We start from the raw sequence: 14,742 nt of genomic DNA on the forward strand, positions 1-14,742 counted from the left end.
GCGAAGGGGTCGCTGCCTATCTCACTGAAACAGCGCCTGCCCCAGCACCACCTTCTGCCCTTCACTGTCCAGCCGCACCCGCGCGCCCATCGGCAGGCAGACATTGGGATCACAGTGCCCACTGCGCCATCCGGCCAACACGGGAATCCCCAACGGCCCGAAGATATCCAGCAGCAAGGGCGTCATGGCCGCCACCGTCACCCCGGCAAAATCCCCCACCAGCACGCCACGCACACCCTCCAGCTTGCCCGCCAGGCGCAACTGGGTCAGCAGCCGGTCGACCCGGTACAGCGGCTCGTTCACATCTTCGATCAACAGGATGCTGTCGCGGGTATCGATCTCTGCCAAGGTGCCAAGCGTCGCCCCGAGCATCGACAGATTGCCGCCAAGCAAGCGCCCGCTGGCCACCCCAGGCACCACCGTGGTCAACGGGTACGCCAGCGGATGAACAATCTCGTCGCCCTCCCCCAACGCCCCATGCAACTGCTTCAGCAGTGAGCTCAGCGTCGGCTCGAGCTTGTCGCCGAGCAGATCGGCATTGAGCATGCCGCCATGAAAGCTCAGCAAGCCGGCGTGCCGATCGAGCGCCATGTGCAACGCGGTGATGTCGCTGTAGCCGATCAACGGCTTGGGATGACGGCGGATCAGCTCGAAGTCGAGCCTGTCGAGCAGGCGCATGCTGCCGTAACCACCCCGCATGCACAGGATGGCGTCCACTTGCGGATCGGCAAAGGCGTCGTGCAGGTCCTGCACACGCTGCTGGTCGGTGCCCGCCAGATACCCCTGGGCCTCGCTCACCGCAGGGTAGATGCGGCACTGGTAACCGCGTGTGGCAAACCACTGGCGGGCCTTTTCAGCGTCCAGCCGCGCCGGCCCGGCAGGCGCGACGATGGCGAAACAGGCAGTGGCCGACAAGGCCTTGGGCAACGGCAAACCGCGGCGTTCAACACCGTCCATCGAGCAACTCCTTCCCCAATAAAAAATGCCGATGGCGCCTCTCGGCGCGCATCGGCATGTGTCCTGCTGCCCTGACTCAGAGCTTGATCTTGGCTTCGTGCGCTTGCTGGTCAGCATGGTAGGACGAACGCACCAGCGGGCCGGATGCGACGTTCTTGAAGCCCATCTTGTAGCCTTCTTCGGCGAACCAGGCAAAGGTGTCCGGGTGGACGAAGCGCTGCACCGGCAAGTGGCTACGCGACGGCTGCAGGTACTGGCCGAGGGTAAGCATGTCGATGTTGTGCTCGCGCATGCGATGCATCACTTCGATGACTTCCTCGTCGGTCTCGCCCAGGCCGAGCATCAGGCCGGACTTGGTCGGTACGTGCGGGACCATCTGCTTGAACTTCTCGAGCAGGTCCAGCGACCAGTCGTAGTCCGAGCCCGGACGCGCAGCCTTGTACAGGCGCGGCACGGTTTCCAGGTTGTGGTTGAACACATCTGGCGGCTCTTGGGCGGTGATCGCCAGGGCCACGTCCATCCGGCCGCGGTAGTCCGGCACCAGGGTTTCCAGCTGCACGCCCGGGGACAGCTTGCGGATCTCGCGCAGGCAGTCGGCGAAGTGCTGGGCACCGCCGTCGCGCAGGTCGTCGCGGTCCACCGAGGTGATCACCACGTACTTCAGGCGCAGGTCGGCGATGGCCACGGCCAGGTTGTGCGGTTCGTCGGCATCCAGCGCCTTCGGCCGGCCGTGGCCGACGTCGCAGAACGGGCAGCGACGGGTACAGATGTCGCCCATGATCATGAAGGTCGCGGTACCGCCAGAGAAGCACTCGCCCAGGTTCGGGCAGGAGGCTTCTTCACACACGCTGTGCAGCTTGTGCTTGCGCAGCAGTTGCTTGATGCGGTCGACTTCCGGCGAAACCGGGATGCGCACGCGGATCCAGTCAGGCTTCTTCGGCAGTTCGTCGGTGGGGATGATCTTGACCGGGATGCGCGCGACCTTGTCGGCGCCACGCAGTTTCACGCCAGCTTCCACCTTCTTCGGCGCGGGGCGCGGGGTGACATCCTGGCTCGGTATCAGGTTCGGCACGGCTTCTTGCACAATTGTCATATTCAGTCGATTCCGCCCATGAGGGTCGTCTGCTCAGCGTAGGCGAGGTGCTTGACCAGCTGTCCGCGCAGCCTTGTCCTGACCTCGGAGAGTTCGATCGGACCTGCCTGATCGCGCAGCTGGGTCATTGCCAGCCCCGCATATCCGCAGGGATTGATTCGGCGGAATGGCGCGAGGTCCATGTCCACGTTCAGGGCAAGGCCGTGGAACGAACGACCGTTGCGGATTCGCAGGCCGAGCGAGGCGATTTTCGCCCCGTCGACGTAAACACCCGGCGCATCGGGCTTGGCCGCGGCCTCGACATCATAACTGGCGAGCAGATCGATCAGGCTGTGCTCGATCCGGCTGACCAGTTCACGCACGCCAAAACCCAGCCGGCGCACGTCGAGCAACAGGTAAGCCACCAACTGGCCGGGGCCATGGTAGGTCACCTGGCCGCCGCGGTCGGTCTGCACCACCGGGATGTCGCCCGGTACCAGCAGGTGCTCGGCCTTGCCGGCCTGGCCCTGGGTGAAGACCGCGGGGTGTTCGACCAGCCAGATTTCATCCTGGCTGTCCGGGCCACGCTGCTCGGTAAAACGTCGCATGGCTTCCAGCACCGGTTCATAGGGCTGCAGGCCAAGCTCGCGAACACCGAGGCATGCGGGCATCAGAGCACCATTTTCACGATGCCGGTAGCGCGCAGGGCGCTATTGATATCGTGCAGCTGGTCCTCGCTGGTGGCAACGATGTGCAGTTGCACCGTGGTGTACTTGCCTTCCTTGCTCTGACGCTCGGCCAAGGTGTTCATGTCGACCTCGGCGTGCTTCTTGAGAATCTCGATCACCGTGTCACGGAAATTGACCACGGTGTCGCCGATCACCTTGATCGGATAATCGGCGCAGGGGAATTCGATCTTGTGCGACTTGACGTCAGCTTCGCTCATGCGGAAACGGCCTCGTAAGCCGTGGCAACAACAACGCTCCCGCGTGAATGAGCGGGAGCGTGGCAGGTCACGTTATCAGTTGAACAACCCGTAGAAGAATAGACGAATGCTATCCCACATACGGCCGAAGAAACCAGCTTCCTCGACACCGTCGAGGGCGATCAGGTCAGCGCTGTGGACCACTTTCTCGTCCAGTTTGACTTCGACTTTACCGATCACGTCACCTTTGGCGATGGGCGCGGTCAGCTGCGGGTTCATGGTCATCGAAGCGACCAGGCGCTTCAACTGGCCTTTGGGCAGGGTCATGGTCAAATCGTTGGCTAGGCCAGCCTTGACCTGGTTGGTGGCGCCCTTCCAGACCGGGGCCTGAGCCAGCTCGGTGCCCTTCTGGTAGAAGGTCTGGGTTTCGAAGAAGCGGAAACCGTAGGTCAGCAGCTTCTGCGTTTCGGCGGCACGCGACTGTTCGCTGTTGGTGCCGAACACCACGGCGATCAGGCGCTGGCCGTCACGTACGGCGGAGGCGACCATGCAGTAGCCGGCTTCGTCGGTGTGGCCGGTCTTCAGGCCGTCGACGGTCTTGTCACGCCACAGCAGCAGGTTGCGGTTGGGCTGCTTGATGTTGTTCCAGTAGAACTCTTTCTGCGAGTAGATGGCGTAGTGCGCCGGGTCTTCGTCGATGATCGCACGGGCCAGCAGGGCCATGTCGTGCGCGGACGAGTAGTGCTCCGGGTTCGGCAGGCCAGTCGGGTTCATGAAGTGACTGTTGCTCATGCCCAGGTCGGCAGCGGTCTTGTTCATCATGTCGGCAAAGGCATCTTCGCTGCCGGCGATGTGCTCGGACAGGGCGACCGAGGCATCGTTGCCCGACTGGATGATGATGCCGTGCAGCAGGTCGCTGACGGTGACCTGGCTGCCGACCTTGATGAACATCCGCGAACCGCCGGTGCGCCAGGCGTTTTCGCTGACGGTGACCGGGTCGTTTTCGCCGATCTGGCCACGACGGATGTCGAGGGTGGCGATGTAGGCGGTCATCAGCTTGGTCAGGCTGGCTGGCGGCAGTCGCTCGTCACCGTTGTTCTCGACCAGCACGTTGCCGCTGGACGCGTCCATGAGTACGTAGGACTTGGCTGCCAACTGCGGTGGCGATGGCATCATCTGCTCCGCTGCAAAGGCAGCAGGCGTGATCATCAGCAGTACGGGCAGGCAAAGTCGTTTGGCAAGGTTGGTGATGTTCATCCGTCTCTCGAAAATCGCTAATGGTCTGATGTTCCGTGGGCAAAGCCCAACGCCCAGTCAGTCTAGTTATGTGAGCTGCTGTGCAGCTCCGGGCCAAGCCCAGGGGCCTGGCGAGCAAAAACGGCCATTGTACATGGCCGGGCCTGGCAATTCATGACAAACCCGACAGTTACGTCGATCAGTCCGTGACCAGTTTGGCCTGGCCCAGGTTGGCCATGCGCACGCTGTCCTGGGTCTGCTGCACTTCGCCCTGGCTGTTCATCGGCCCCAGGCGCACACGGTGCAGGGTCTGCTGGTTACGCACGATCGAGCTGATGAACACCGGCGCGCTGACCATGGTGCTGAGCTTGGAGCGCAGCAGTTCGGCCGCATCCGGGTTGGCGAAGGCGCCGACCTGGAGGAACATCCCGCCACTGTTGCTCGCCACACTGTTGCTGGCGATCTGCACCGGCACCACCGCCGCGGCATGCTGCTGCGCCGGCGGCGTCCACTGCTCGACCTTGCCGGTGCTGGCTGGCAGGCTCTGGGTCTGGGCCACCTGGGGCTCCTTGAGCACCAGCGGCGGCTGCTGGCCACGCTGGGCCCACCACTGCTGCGGATCGATACCCTCGACACGCACGTGGGCGGTGCCGGTTTCGGCATAGCCGAGCTTCTTCGCCGCCGCGTAGGACAGGTCGATGATGCGGTCCGAATAGAACGGGCCGCGGTCGTTGACCCGCAGTACCACGCTACGGCCGTTGGCCAGGTTGGTCACCCGCACATAGGCCGGCAGCGGCAAGGTCTTGTGCGCCGCGCTCATGCCGTACAGGTCGTAGAGCTCGCCGTTGGCGGTGTTCTGGCCATGGAACTTGGTGCCGTACCAGGAGGCAGTGCCCTCGGCGCGGTAGTTGCGCGAGTCCTGGATCGGGTAGTAGGTCTTGCCCAGCACCGTGTACGGGTTGGCCTTGTAGTTGCCGGTGTGCACGGTCGGCGTGGCGTCGGGGATCTTGTTGACGTCGACGTCCCACCAGGGCGCGCCGTCCTTGTGTGCACGGTTGATGTCCAGGCCCGGCTGCGCGCGGACGACGCTGCCGCCTTGGGGGGTCGAGGTCGGCCGGCTCGACGAGCAACTGGCCAGGGCCAGGCCGAGCGCAACGCAGGTCAGCAGCTTGAAGGTAGGGATGGAAAACGATACGCGCATTACTTGACGCCCCGTGCAATAACCAGCTGTTCCGAGAGCTGATGCACCGCCATGGCGTACATCACGCTGCGGTTGTATCGCGTGATCGCGTAGAAGTTCTTCAGGCCCATCCAGTATTCCGGACCGTTAGCGCCCTCCAGCTTGAAGGCGGTAACCGGCAGATCATCGCGCAGCGCATCATGACTTGACCACCCCAGGGCTCGCAACTCCCCGACCGTCTTGACCGGTTCGATGCCGGTGGTCAGGCCTTCATCGGCGCGCTCGCCACGCACCTGGGCGCGGCTAACCACGCCTTGGCCGGCGACCCAGCCATGGCGCTTGAAGTAGCTGGCAACGCTGCCGATGGCGTCGTCCGGGTTGTTCCAGATATTGATGTGGCCGTCGCCGTCGAAGTCCACGGCGTAGTTGCGAAAACTGCTCGGCATGAACTGCGGCAGGCCCATGGCCCCGGCGTAGGAGCCTTTGAGGGTCAGCGGGTCGAGCTGCTCTTCACGCGCCAGCAGGAGGAACTCGCGCAGCTCCTTGCGGAAGAATTCAGCACGCGGCGGGTAGTCGAAGCCCAAGGTCGACAAGGCGTCGATGACCCGATAATTGCCGGTGTTGCGACCAAAGAAGGTCTCCACGCCGATGATCGACACGATCACCTGGGCCGGCACGCCGTATTCCTGCTCGGCGCGCGCCAGCACGGCCTCGTGCTGACGCCAGAAGTCGACGCCACGGGCAATCCGCGCATCGGTGATGAACATCGGCCGGTAGTCCTTCCACGGCTTGACCCGCTCGGCGGGCCGCGAAATCGCGTCGAGGATCGGCTGCTTGCGCTGCACCTCACGGAACACGCCCATCAGCTGCTCACCGGCAAAGCCGTAGTCACGGGTCATCTCGCCGACGAACTCGGCCACCTGGGGCGAACCGTCGTAATCGCCGGCATTGGCTTGCTGGACAGCGCCGAACAGACCCATGGCGCCCATCCAGGGCGCCAGACGGGCAGCCCAGGTACGCACTGCTTGCATGAAATTGTTCACCTTATTCAAACCTGTGCGATCCATTTGCGGTGGGTGTGGATCGACATCAGAACGCCAAACGCTGACAGCAGCGTCACCAACGAAGTTCCGCCATAGCTGATGAAGGGCAGCGGCACGCCCACCACGGGAAGCAAGCCGCTGACCATACCGATATTGACGAACACGTATACAAAGAAAGTCATCGTCAGGCTGCCCGCGAGCAGCTTGCCGAACAGGGTCTGGGCCTGGGCGGTAATCACCAGCCCGCGGCCGATCAGCAGCAGGTAGACGATCAGCAACAGGCAGATGCCGACCAGGCCGAACTCCTCGCCGAGCACCGCGATGATGAAGTCGGTGTGGCTTTCCGGGAGGAAGTCCAGGTGCGACTGGGTACCCAGCAGCCAGCCCTTGCCGAACACCCCGCCGGAGCCGATCGCGGCCTTGGACTGGATGATGTTCCAGCCGGTGCCGAGCGGGTCGCTTTCCGGGTCGAGGAAGGTCAGCACGCGCTGCTTCTGGTAGTCGTGCATCACAAAGAACCACATCGCCACCGCCACCGGTACCGCGGCCGTCAGCACGCTGATGATCCAGCGCCACTTCAGGCCACCCATGAACAACACGAAGGCGCCCCCGGCGAGGATCAGCAGCGCGGTACCCAGGTCGGGCTGGCGGACGATGAGGATGAACGGCAGGCCGATCAGCACCAGGCTGATTGCCACGTGCTTGAGATCAGGCGGCAGGGTGCGCTTGGACAGGTACCAGGCGAGGGTCGCCGGCATGATGATCTTCATGAATTCCGAAGGCTGGAAGCGGATCACCCCGGGGATGTTGATCCAGCGGGTCGCACCCATGGCGTTGTGGCCCATGACATCCACGACCACCAGCAACAGCACGCCGGCGACATACGCCAGCGGCACCCAGCGGGCCATGAAACGTGGCTCGAGCTGGGCAATGATGAACATCGACACCAGGCCGATGCCGAACGAGGTGGCCTGCTTCATCAGCAGGTCCCAGTTCTTGCCGCTGGCCGAATACAGCACGAACAGGCTGCCGGCGGCCAAGGTCAGGAGGATGATCAGCAACGGGCCGTCGACGTGGATGCGCTGAAGAAAACTCGCGCGCCGACGCATGACGTCCTCGCTGGAGAGCATGCGGTCAAAATTGTTCATCATTGGGCCTGCTCCTGAGCGAGGGTGGCGGGCGCGAACTCGGTCTTCAGGTGGCCGCTCTCGTCGAGCAGCCAGGCGTCCATCACCTGGCGCATCACCGGCGCGGCAACGCGGCCACCGGCCTCGCCGTTCTCGATCATCACCGATACCACGATCTTGGGGTCCTCTGCAGGGGCGAAGCCCACGAACAAGGCGTGGTCGCGGTGGCGCTCCTGGACTTTGTTGCGGTCGTACTTCTCGCCCTGCTTGATCGCCACCACCTGGGCGGTACCACTCTTGCCGGCGATCCGGTACTGGGCACCGGCGGCGGCGGCACGGGCAGTGCCGCGGGCGTTGTGCATCACCTGTTCCATGCCGTGGGTGACGCGAGTCCAGTCGGCCTTGTCACGCAGGATGATGTCGTCGATGGGGTTTTCATCCACAGGCGGCTGGCCCTCGATGGTCTTGGCCAGGTGCGGGCGGAACCACTTGCCCTTGCTGGCGATCAGCGCGGTGGCCTGGGCCATCTGCAACGGCGTGGTCTGCATGTAGCCCTGGCCGATGCCGAGGATCAGCGTCTCGCCCGGGAACCACGCCTGGCGGCGGGTGGCGCGTTTCCATTCGCGGGTCGGCATGAGCCCGGAAGACTCCTCGAACATGTCCAGGGAGACCTTCTGGCCGAGGCCGAACTTGTTCATGTAGTTCGACAGCCGATCGATGCCCATCTTGTGCGCAAGGTCGTAGAAGTAGGTGTCGTTGGAGCGCATGATCGCCAGGTCGAGGTCGACCCAGCCATCGCCGCTGCGGTTCCAGTTACGGTACTTGTGGTCGTAGTTGGGCAGCTGGTAGTAGCCCGGGTCGAACACCCGGCTGCTGGCCGTGACCACACCGGCATCGAGCCCCGCGATGGCCACCGCCGGCTTGATCGTCGAGCCCGGCGGATACAGCCCGCGCAGCACGCGGTTGAACAGCGGCCGGTCGATCGAGTCACGCAGCTCGGCATAGGCCTTGAAGCCGATGCCGGTGACGAACAGGTTGGGGTCGAAGCTCGGCTGGCTGACCATCGCCAGCACCTCGCCGGAACGCGGATCGAGCGCCACCACCGCACCACGGCGGCCGCCGAGGGCCAGTTCGGCGGCTTCCTGGAGCTTGATATCCAGGCTCAGGACGATGTCCTTGCCGGGGATCGGGTCGGTGCGCTTGAGCACGCGCAGCACCCGCCCGCGGGCGTTGGTCTCGACTTCTTCGTAACCGACCTGGCCGTGCAGGGCATCTTCATAGAAGCGCTCGACGCCGGTCTTGCCGATATGGTGCGTGCCGCTGTAGTTGACCGGATCGAGGGTTTTCAGCTCTTTTTCGTTGATCCGTCCGACATAGCCGACCGAATGGGCGAAATGCGCGCCCTGCGGGTAGTGCCGCACCAACTGCGCGGCGACTTCCACCCCCGGCAGGCGGAACTGGTTGACCGCGACGCGAGCGATCTGCTCTTCGCTGAGCTCGAAGAGGATCGGCACCGGCTCGAACGGCCGACGCCCCTGCTTCATGCGCTTCTCGAACAAGGCCCGGTCATCGTCGCTCAACTCCAGCACTTCGACGATGTTATCCAGCACTTCCTGCCATTTACCCGCGCGTTCACGGGTCATGGTCAGGCTGAAGCTGGGCCGGTTGTCGGCGATGATCACCCCGTTACGGTCGAAGATCAGCCCGCGGGTCGGCGGGATCGGCTGCACGTGCACCCGATTGTTCTCCGACAGCGTGGAGTGATAGTCGTACTGGATGATCTGCAGGTAGTACAGCCGAGCGATCAGCACGCACACCAACAGCATGATCGCCACAGCGCCGACCACGACGCGGTTGCGCACCAGACGGGCGTCTTTCTCGTGGTCCTTGAGGCGAATCGGCTGCGACATCGGGAGGGCTTACAGGCTCATTTGTGGTAGGGATGCCCGGACAACACGGTCCAGGCGCGGTAGATCTGTTCGCCGATCAGTATCCTTACCAACGGGTGCGGCAGCGTCAGCGGCGACAGCGACCAGCGCTGTTCGCTCCGCGCGCACACCTCCGGCGCCAGGCCCTCCGGCCCACCCACCATCAAATTCACCGTCCGCGAATCCAACCGCCAGCGGTCCAGCTCGCCCGCCAACTGCTCGGTGCTCCACGGCTTGCCATGGACCTCGAGGGTGACAATGCGTTCACCGGGCTGCACCTTGGCCAGCATGGCCTCGCCCTCCTGACGGATCAGGCGGGCCACGTCGGCATTCTTGCCACGGGTGTTCAGCGGGATTTCCACCAGCTCGAGCGACAGCTCCGAGGGGAGGCGCTTGGCATACTCATGCCAGCCTTCCTCGACCCACTTGGGCATGCGCGAGCCGACCGCGATCAATCGCAGACGCACGGCGCTTCCTTATTGCTTGTTGCTGAGTTTGTCGAAGTAGTCGTTGGTGCCGCCTTCCGAGCTGTGGTGCTTGCCATCGGCGGCACGGCTCTGCTCGGCACCCATCCACAGACGCTCGAGGTCGTAGAACTGGCGCGCGGCGGCGGTCATCATGTGCACGATGACGTCGTTCAGGTCGAGCAGCACCCAGTCGCTTTCGCCTTTGCCTTCTTCGCCCAGCGGCATGACGCCCTTGGCTTTGACCAGCTCGCGGACCTTGTCCAGCATCGCGTTGATCTGGCGATTGGAGGTACCGGTGGCGATGATCATGTAGTCGGTCAGGCTGTGCTTGTCGCGCACGTCAATGACCTGGATATCCAGGGCCTTGACCTCTGCCAGCGCTTCCTTGGCCAGCTCGACCAGTTCTTCGGCAGTGATGTCGTTTTGCTTCTTCATAGGTACTCGTTCAACTCGTGTAATGAGGCGCCCCAACGGCGCCGTCAGTTGGACGCACGATACAGATCGTGCGCCTCGATATAGGCCAGTACTGCGTCCGGCACCAGAAACCGCACCGACTTGCCGCTGGCCAGCAGCTGTCGGATTTGCGTGGCGGACACCGCGAGCGGTGTCTGCCAGACGAACGAAATGTGCCCCGCCGGGCCAGACATGGCGGTGGGATCGCTCTCCGAGCGCGCAGCCAACAGGTTGCGCAGCTCGTCAGGGGGTTCGACATCAGCATCTGGCCGTTGCAGCACCAGGATGTGACAGTGTTGCAGCAATTCTTCCCAGCGGTGCCAGCCTGGCAGGCCGCAGAACGCGTCCCAGCCGAGGATCAGGAACAACTGGTCGTCGCCCGCCAGCTCGGCGCGCATCGACTCCAACGTGTCGATGGTGTACGACGGCTTGTCGCGCGCCAGCTCACGGTCATCGACGCTCAGGCAATCGACGCCGTTTACCGCGTTTTGCACCATCGCCAGGCGGTCTTGCGGCGACACCTGCGGGGTGTCGCGGTGCGGCGGCCGGGCGTTGGGCAGCAGGCGCAGCTCGTCCAGACGCATCAGCTCGGCGACTTCCAGCGCACTGCGCAGGTGGCCGATGTGCACCGGGTCGAAGGTACCGCCGAGAATGCCGACGCGCCGGGCTGCCTGGGCCTTGCTCAACTCAGCAGGACTCCTGGCCGCGCAGCTGGCCGTCGCCGATCACCACGTACTTCTCGCAGGTCAGGCCTTCGAGGCCGACCGGGCCACGGGCGTGCAGCTTGTCGGTGGAAATCCCGATCTCTGCGCCCAGGCCGTATTCGAAGCCGTCGGCGAAGCAGGTCGGGGTGTTGAGCATCACCGACGCCGAGTCGACCTCGGCGATGAAGCGCCGGGCCTGACCCTGGTGTTCGGTGATGATCGAATCGGTGTGGTGCGAGCCGTAGTGGTTGATGTGCTCGATGGCCTGGTCCAGGCCGTCGACCACACGGATCGACAGGATCGCCGCCAGGTACTCGGTGTGCCAGTCGTCTTCGCTCGCCGGCGCGGCCGCGATGATCGCCCGGGTGCGCTCGCAACCGCGCAGCTCGACGCCCTTCTCCTGGAAGCGGCGGGCCATTTCCGGCAAGAAGTCCTGGGCCACCGACTGGTCGACCAGCAGGGTTTCCATCGCGCCACAGATGCCATAACGGTAGGTCTTGGCGTTGAAGGCCACGCGCCAGCCCTTGTCGAGGTCGGCGTGCTGGTCGATGTAGACGTGGCAGATGCCGTCGAGGTGCTTGATTACCGGCACGCGGGCATCGCGGCTGATGCGCTCGATCAGGCCACGGCCGCCCCGCGGGACGATCACGTCGACGTACTCGGGCATGCTGATCAGCGCGCCAACGGCTTCGCGGTCCGTGGTCTCGACCACTTGCACCACGGCGGCCGGCAGGCCAGCAGCGGCCAGGCCACGCTGGATGCAGGTGGCGATGGCGCGGTTGGAGTGAATCGCCTCGGAGCCACCGCGCAGGATCGTCGCATTGCCCGACTTCAGGCACAGGCTGGCGGCGTCGATGGTGACGTTGGGCCGCGACTCGTAGATGATCCCGATCACGCCCAGGGGCACGCGCATCTTGCCGACCTGAATCCCCGACGGGCGGTAGCTCATGTCGCGGATGGCGCCGACCGGATCAGCCAGGCTGGCGACTTGGCGCAAGCCGGTGATCATGCCGTCGATGCGCGCCGGGGTCAGCGCCAGGCGGTCGAGCAGTGCGGCGTCCAGGCCATTGGCACGGCCGGCGGCCAGGTCCTGTTCATTGGCTGCGGTAAGCTCGGCGCGGGCAGCGTCCAACGCGTCAGCCGCGGCCTGCAGGGCGCGGTTCTTCTGCGCGGTGCTGGCACGGGCGATCACGCGAGAGGCCTCGCGGGCGGCGCGACCCAGGCGGGTCATGTAGTCAAGAACGGACTCAGTCATGGGCTCGATGTCTTGGCGAAAGGGGAAATCGGCTGATTATAACTGGCACGCCCCTATACGCCCAGCGGCGGGTGGCGGATGGTAGAAGATGACAGCGGCAATGGGTAGGAAAGATGTAACCGGCCTTGACGAAAAACCCTCTGCCCAGGCGCTGTTTATCGCGGGGCAAGCCCGCGCCCACGGGGTGCTACGGTATTTGCGGGGCGCGGGCCTGCCCCGCGATGAGGCCCTGTGCTTCAGCCTCGATTCAGCAATTAATTGCTATCATCGCGCCGACTCAATCACGAACAGCCAGCATGCCACCACCCGCCCCCTGCCCGGCCCGTGCCTTGCCCGACGGTTTTTTCGACCGTGATGCCCAGACCCTGGCCAAGGCTTTGCTGGGTAAAGTCATCCGTCACCGCCACGGCGATCTGTGGCTGGCCGCGCGGATCATCGAGACCGAAGCCTATTACCTGACCGACAAGGGCAGCCACGCCTCGCTGGGCTACACCGACAAGCGCAAGGCGCTGTTTCTCGATGGCGGGCACATCTATATGTACTACGCCCGCGGGGGTGACTCGCTGAACTTCAGCGCCCACGGCCCCGGCAACGCGGTGCTGATCAAGTCGGCCTATCCTTGGCAGGACGCCCTCTCGGACGCCAACAGCCTGGCACAGATGCAACTGAACAACCCCGACGCCAGCGGCCATGTGCGCCCGGCCGAGCGCCTGTGTGCCGGGCAGACCCTGCTGTGTCGTGCGCTCGACCTGAAAGTGCCGCAGTGGGACGGCAAGCGCTTCGACCCCGAGCGGCTGTTTGTCGAAGACTGTGCCATCGCGGTACCCACGATCATCCAGTGCGCGCGCCTGGGCATCCCCCATGGCCGCGACGAACACCTGCCGTACCGCTTCGTCGATGCTCAATTCGCCCGCTTCTGCACACGGAACCCGCTGCGTCGGGGCCAAGTCGAAGGTCGGGACTTCTCAATTCTGGAACAAGGAAGCTGACTCATGGGCCAATGGCTCGACAGCCTGACCGGCTGGCTCAGCGCCAACCCGCAGTGGCTTGGCCTGGCAATCTTTCTGGTGGCGTGCATCGAGTGCCTGGCAATTGCCGGGATCATCGTGCCGGGCACCGTGCTGTTGTTCGCGGTCGCGGTGCTGGCCGGCAGTGGCGCCTTCAGCCTCGGCGAAACCCTGCTGCTGGGCTTTGCCGGTGGCCTGCTCGGTGACGCGCTGTCGTACACCATCGGCAAGTACTTCCACCAGAACATCCGCCGCCTGCCGCTGATCCGACACCACCCGGAGTGGATCGGCAGCGCCGAGAGCTACTTCCAGCGCTATGGCATCGCCAGCCTGCTGGTGGGGCGTTTCATCGGTCCTTTGCGGCCGATGCTGCCAATGGTCGCGGGCATGTTCGACATGCCGCTGCCGCGCTTCATCGCGGTCAGCGTGGTGGCCGGTGCCGGCTGGTCGGTGGCGTACCTGCTGCCCGGCTGGGCCACGGGCGCGGCCATGCGCCTGCCGCTGCCGGAAGGTTTCTGGCTGGATGCGGGGCTGATCGCCGGCACCCTGGCGGTGCTGATCGGCCTGAGCCTGAACAGCAGTATCCGCGACCAGCGCCATGCCACTCGGCTGATTGCCGGGCTGAGCGTGATCGCGCTGGCGGGGCTGTTTCTCGGCTGGCCGTACCTGCATGAGTTCGACCAGGGGGTGATGACCCTGGTCCAGGAGCACCGCAGCCAGGCGGTCGATGGCGTGGTGGTGCTGGTGACGCGGCTGGGCGATTTCCGCACGCAGCTGTTTCTCGGCGGGTTGCTGACCGGCCTGCTGCTGCTGGCGCGGCAATGGCGCCATGCGCTGTTCGCCGGCGGTGCACTGATGGGCACGGCGGTGGCCAACGGGACACTGAAGTGGCTGTTCGCCCGGGCGCGGCCGGAGGTGCTGAGTGACCCGCTGACCACCTACAGCATGCCCAGCGGGCACAGTTCGGCGTCGTTCGCGTTCTTTCTGGTGATGGCGGTGCTGGCCGGGCGTGGGCAGCCGCCGCGCATGCGCCTGACCTGGGTCTTGCTGGGGTGCATCCCGGCGCTGTCGATCGCCCTGTCACGGGTGTACCTGGGCGCGCACTGGCCGACCGATATCCTTGCCGGGGCGTTGCTGGCCTGCTGCGTGAGTGCGCTGAGCCTGACGCTGGTGCAGTACCGCCAGCCGTTGAACGCGCTGCCGCTGAGGGTGTGGTGGCTGGTGCTGCCGGCCTGTATCGCGCTGCTGGCGTTCTTTGCCTTGCACGCCCTGCCCCAGGCCCTGTTGCGTTACCAGTATTGAGTGAATCCGTACTGACCTCTTCGCGGGCAAGCCCGCTCCCACAGGGTTCTCGGTAACGCCCACATTCTGGGAGTTCAATTAGGGCC

General features: G+C 64.6%; 15 protein-coding genes. 2 read left to right on the plus strand and 13 right to left on the minus strand.

The features are described from left to right. Positions 1-21: 21 nt before the first annotated feature. The 13 genes from CCOS865_RS03740 to CCOS865_RS03800 form a co-directional block, all read right to left on the minus strand. Complete coding sequence (locus CCOS865_RS03740) at positions 22-957, minus strand: S66 peptidase family protein (protein ID WP_119138055.1); 936 nt, start codon at positions 955-957, stop codon at positions 22-24. 76 nt (positions 958-1,033) lie between these two features. Beyond that, positions 1,034-2,050, minus strand: a complete 1,017-nt coding sequence (gene lipA, locus CCOS865_RS03745) for a lipoyl synthase (protein ID WP_119138057.1) — start codon at positions 2,048-2,050, stop codon at positions 1,034-1,036. Positions 2,051-2,052: 2 nt separating this feature from the next. Then, positions 2,053-2,700, minus strand: a complete 648-nt coding sequence (gene lipB, locus CCOS865_RS03750) for a lipoyl(octanoyl) transferase LipB (RefSeq protein WP_119138059.1) — start codon at positions 2,698-2,700, stop codon at positions 2,053-2,055. Beyond that, positions 2,700-2,975 (minus strand): DUF493 domain-containing protein, encoded by a 276-nt coding sequence (locus tag CCOS865_RS03755; protein ID WP_119138060.1) that lies wholly within the window; start codon positions 2,973-2,975, stop codon positions 2,700-2,702. Before CCOS865_RS03755 ends, lipB begins: the two co-directional genes overlap by 1 nt. A 75-nt stretch (positions 2,976-3,050) precedes the next feature. After that, complete coding sequence (locus CCOS865_RS03760) at positions 3,051-4,211, minus strand: D-alanyl-D-alanine carboxypeptidase family protein (RefSeq protein WP_119138062.1); 1,161 nt, start codon at positions 4,209-4,211, stop codon at positions 3,051-3,053. Between the two features lie 178 nt (positions 4,212-4,389). Continuing rightward, a complete protein-coding gene (locus CCOS865_RS03765; RefSeq protein WP_119138064.1) occupies positions 4,390-5,391 on the minus strand; it encodes a septal ring lytic transglycosylase RlpA family protein in 1,002 nt (333 codons plus the stop codon). Next, positions 5,391-6,401, minus strand: a complete 1,011-nt coding sequence (gene mltB / locus CCOS865_RS03770) for a lytic murein transglycosylase B (RefSeq protein ID WP_119138241.1) — start codon at positions 6,399-6,401, stop codon at positions 5,391-5,393. The genes CCOS865_RS03765 and mltB overlap by 1 nt, the downstream gene beginning before the upstream one ends. Before the next feature lie 17 nt (positions 6,402-6,418). After that, positions 6,419-7,522 carry a rod shape-determining protein RodA gene (gene rodA / locus CCOS865_RS03775; RefSeq protein WP_167469012.1) on the minus strand — a complete coding sequence of 368 codons (1,104 nt, stop codon included), beginning with the start codon at positions 7,520-7,522 and terminating at the stop codon, positions 6,419-6,421. A gap of 38 nt (positions 7,523-7,560) precedes the next feature. Beyond that, positions 7,561-9,450, minus strand: a complete 1,890-nt coding sequence (gene mrdA, locus CCOS865_RS03780; protein ID WP_119138068.1) for a penicillin-binding protein 2 — start codon at positions 9,448-9,450, stop codon at positions 7,561-7,563. Between the two features lie 17 nt (positions 9,451-9,467). Further along, complete coding sequence (rlmH, locus tag CCOS865_RS03785) at positions 9,468-9,935, minus strand: 23S rRNA (pseudouridine(1915)-N(3))-methyltransferase RlmH (RefSeq protein WP_119138070.1); 468 nt, start codon at positions 9,933-9,935, stop codon at positions 9,468-9,470. A 9-nt stretch (positions 9,936-9,944) separates the two neighbouring features. Then, positions 9,945-10,370: a ribosome silencing factor gene (gene rsfS, locus CCOS865_RS03790; RefSeq protein ID WP_119138072.1), complete on the minus strand. Its 426-nt coding sequence runs from the start codon at positions 10,368-10,370 to the stop codon at positions 9,945-9,947. 44 nt (positions 10,371-10,414) lie between these two features. After that, positions 10,415-11,074, minus strand: a complete 660-nt coding sequence (nadD, locus tag CCOS865_RS03795; protein ID WP_119138074.1) for a nicotinate-nucleotide adenylyltransferase — start codon at positions 11,072-11,074, stop codon at positions 10,415-10,417. A 1-nt stretch (position 11,075) separates the two neighbouring features. Beyond that, complete coding sequence (locus tag CCOS865_RS03800) at positions 11,076-12,347, minus strand: glutamate-5-semialdehyde dehydrogenase (RefSeq protein WP_119138076.1); 1,272 nt, start codon at positions 12,345-12,347, stop codon at positions 11,076-11,078. Positions 12,348-12,643: 296 nt separating this feature from the next. On the opposite strand from CCOS865_RS03800, the gene CCOS865_RS03805 reads away from it, so the two are divergent. Together CCOS865_RS03805 and CCOS865_RS03810 are read left to right on the plus strand one after the other, a co-directional pair. After that, positions 12,644-13,336 (plus strand): DNA-3-methyladenine glycosylase, encoded by a 693-nt coding sequence (locus CCOS865_RS03805; protein ID WP_119138078.1) that lies wholly within the window; start codon positions 12,644-12,646, stop codon positions 13,334-13,336. 3 nt (positions 13,337-13,339) lie between these two features. After that, positions 13,340-14,656, plus strand: a complete 1,317-nt coding sequence (locus tag CCOS865_RS03810) for a bifunctional DedA family/phosphatase PAP2 family protein (RefSeq protein ID WP_119138080.1) — start codon at positions 13,340-13,342, stop codon at positions 14,654-14,656. Positions 14,657-14,742 lie beyond the last annotated feature (86 nt).

It is taken from the genome of Pseudomonas reidholzensis (genome assembly GCF_900536025.1).
GTDB classification, from domain to species: domain Bacteria; phylum Pseudomonadota; class Gammaproteobacteria; order Pseudomonadales; family Pseudomonadaceae; genus Aquipseudomonas; species Aquipseudomonas reidholzensis.

What these genes read in the sequence shown, in the direction of transcription:
- CCOS865_RS03740 (WP_119138055.1), bottom strand. Translation starts at nt 957, where the DNA reads ATGGACGGTGTTGAACGCCGCGGTTTGCCGTTGCCCAAGGCCTTGTCG.
- lipA (WP_119138057.1), bottom strand. Translation starts at nt 2,050, where the DNA reads ATGACAATTGTGCAAGAAGCCGTGCCGAACCTGATACCGAGCCAGGAT.
- lipB (WP_119138059.1), bottom strand. Translation starts at nt 2,700, where the DNA reads ATGCCCGCATGCCTCGGTGTTCGCGAGCTTGGCCTGCAGCCCTATGAA.
- CCOS865_RS03755 (WP_119138060.1), bottom strand. Translation starts at nt 2,975, where the DNA reads ATGAGCGAAGCTGACGTCAAGTCGCACAAGATCGAATTCCCCTGCGCC.
- CCOS865_RS03760 (WP_119138062.1), bottom strand. Translation starts at nt 4,211, where the DNA reads ATGAACATCACCAACCTTGCCAAACGACTTTGCCTGCCCGTACTGCTG.
- CCOS865_RS03765 (WP_119138064.1), bottom strand. Translation starts at nt 5,391, where the DNA reads ATGCGCGTATCGTTTTCCATCCCTACCTTCAAGCTGCTGACCTGCGTT.
- mltB (WP_119138241.1), bottom strand. Translation starts at nt 6,401, where the DNA reads ATGCAAGCAGTGCGTACCTGGGCTGCCCGTCTGGCGCCCTGGATGGGC.
- rodA (WP_167469012.1), bottom strand. Translation starts at nt 7,522, where the DNA reads ATGCGTCGGCGCGCGAGTTTTCTTCAGCGCATCCACGTCGACGGCCCG.
- mrdA (WP_119138068.1), bottom strand. Translation starts at nt 9,450, where the DNA reads ATGTCGCAGCCGATTCGCCTCAAGGACCACGAGAAAGACGCCCGTCTG.
- rsfS (WP_119138072.1), bottom strand. Translation starts at nt 10,370, where the DNA reads ATGAAGAAGCAAAACGACATCACTGCCGAAGAACTGGTCGAGCTGGCC.
- CCOS865_RS03800 (WP_119138076.1), bottom strand. Translation starts at nt 12,347, where the DNA reads ATGACTGAGTCCGTTCTTGACTACATGACCCGCCTGGGTCGCGCCGCC.
- CCOS865_RS03805 (WP_119138078.1), top strand. Translation starts at nt 12,644, where the DNA reads ATGCCACCACCCGCCCCCTGCCCGGCCCGTGCCTTGCCCGACGGTTTT.
- CCOS865_RS03810 (WP_119138080.1), top strand. Translation starts at nt 13,340, where the DNA reads ATGGGCCAATGGCTCGACAGCCTGACCGGCTGGCTCAGCGCCAACCCG.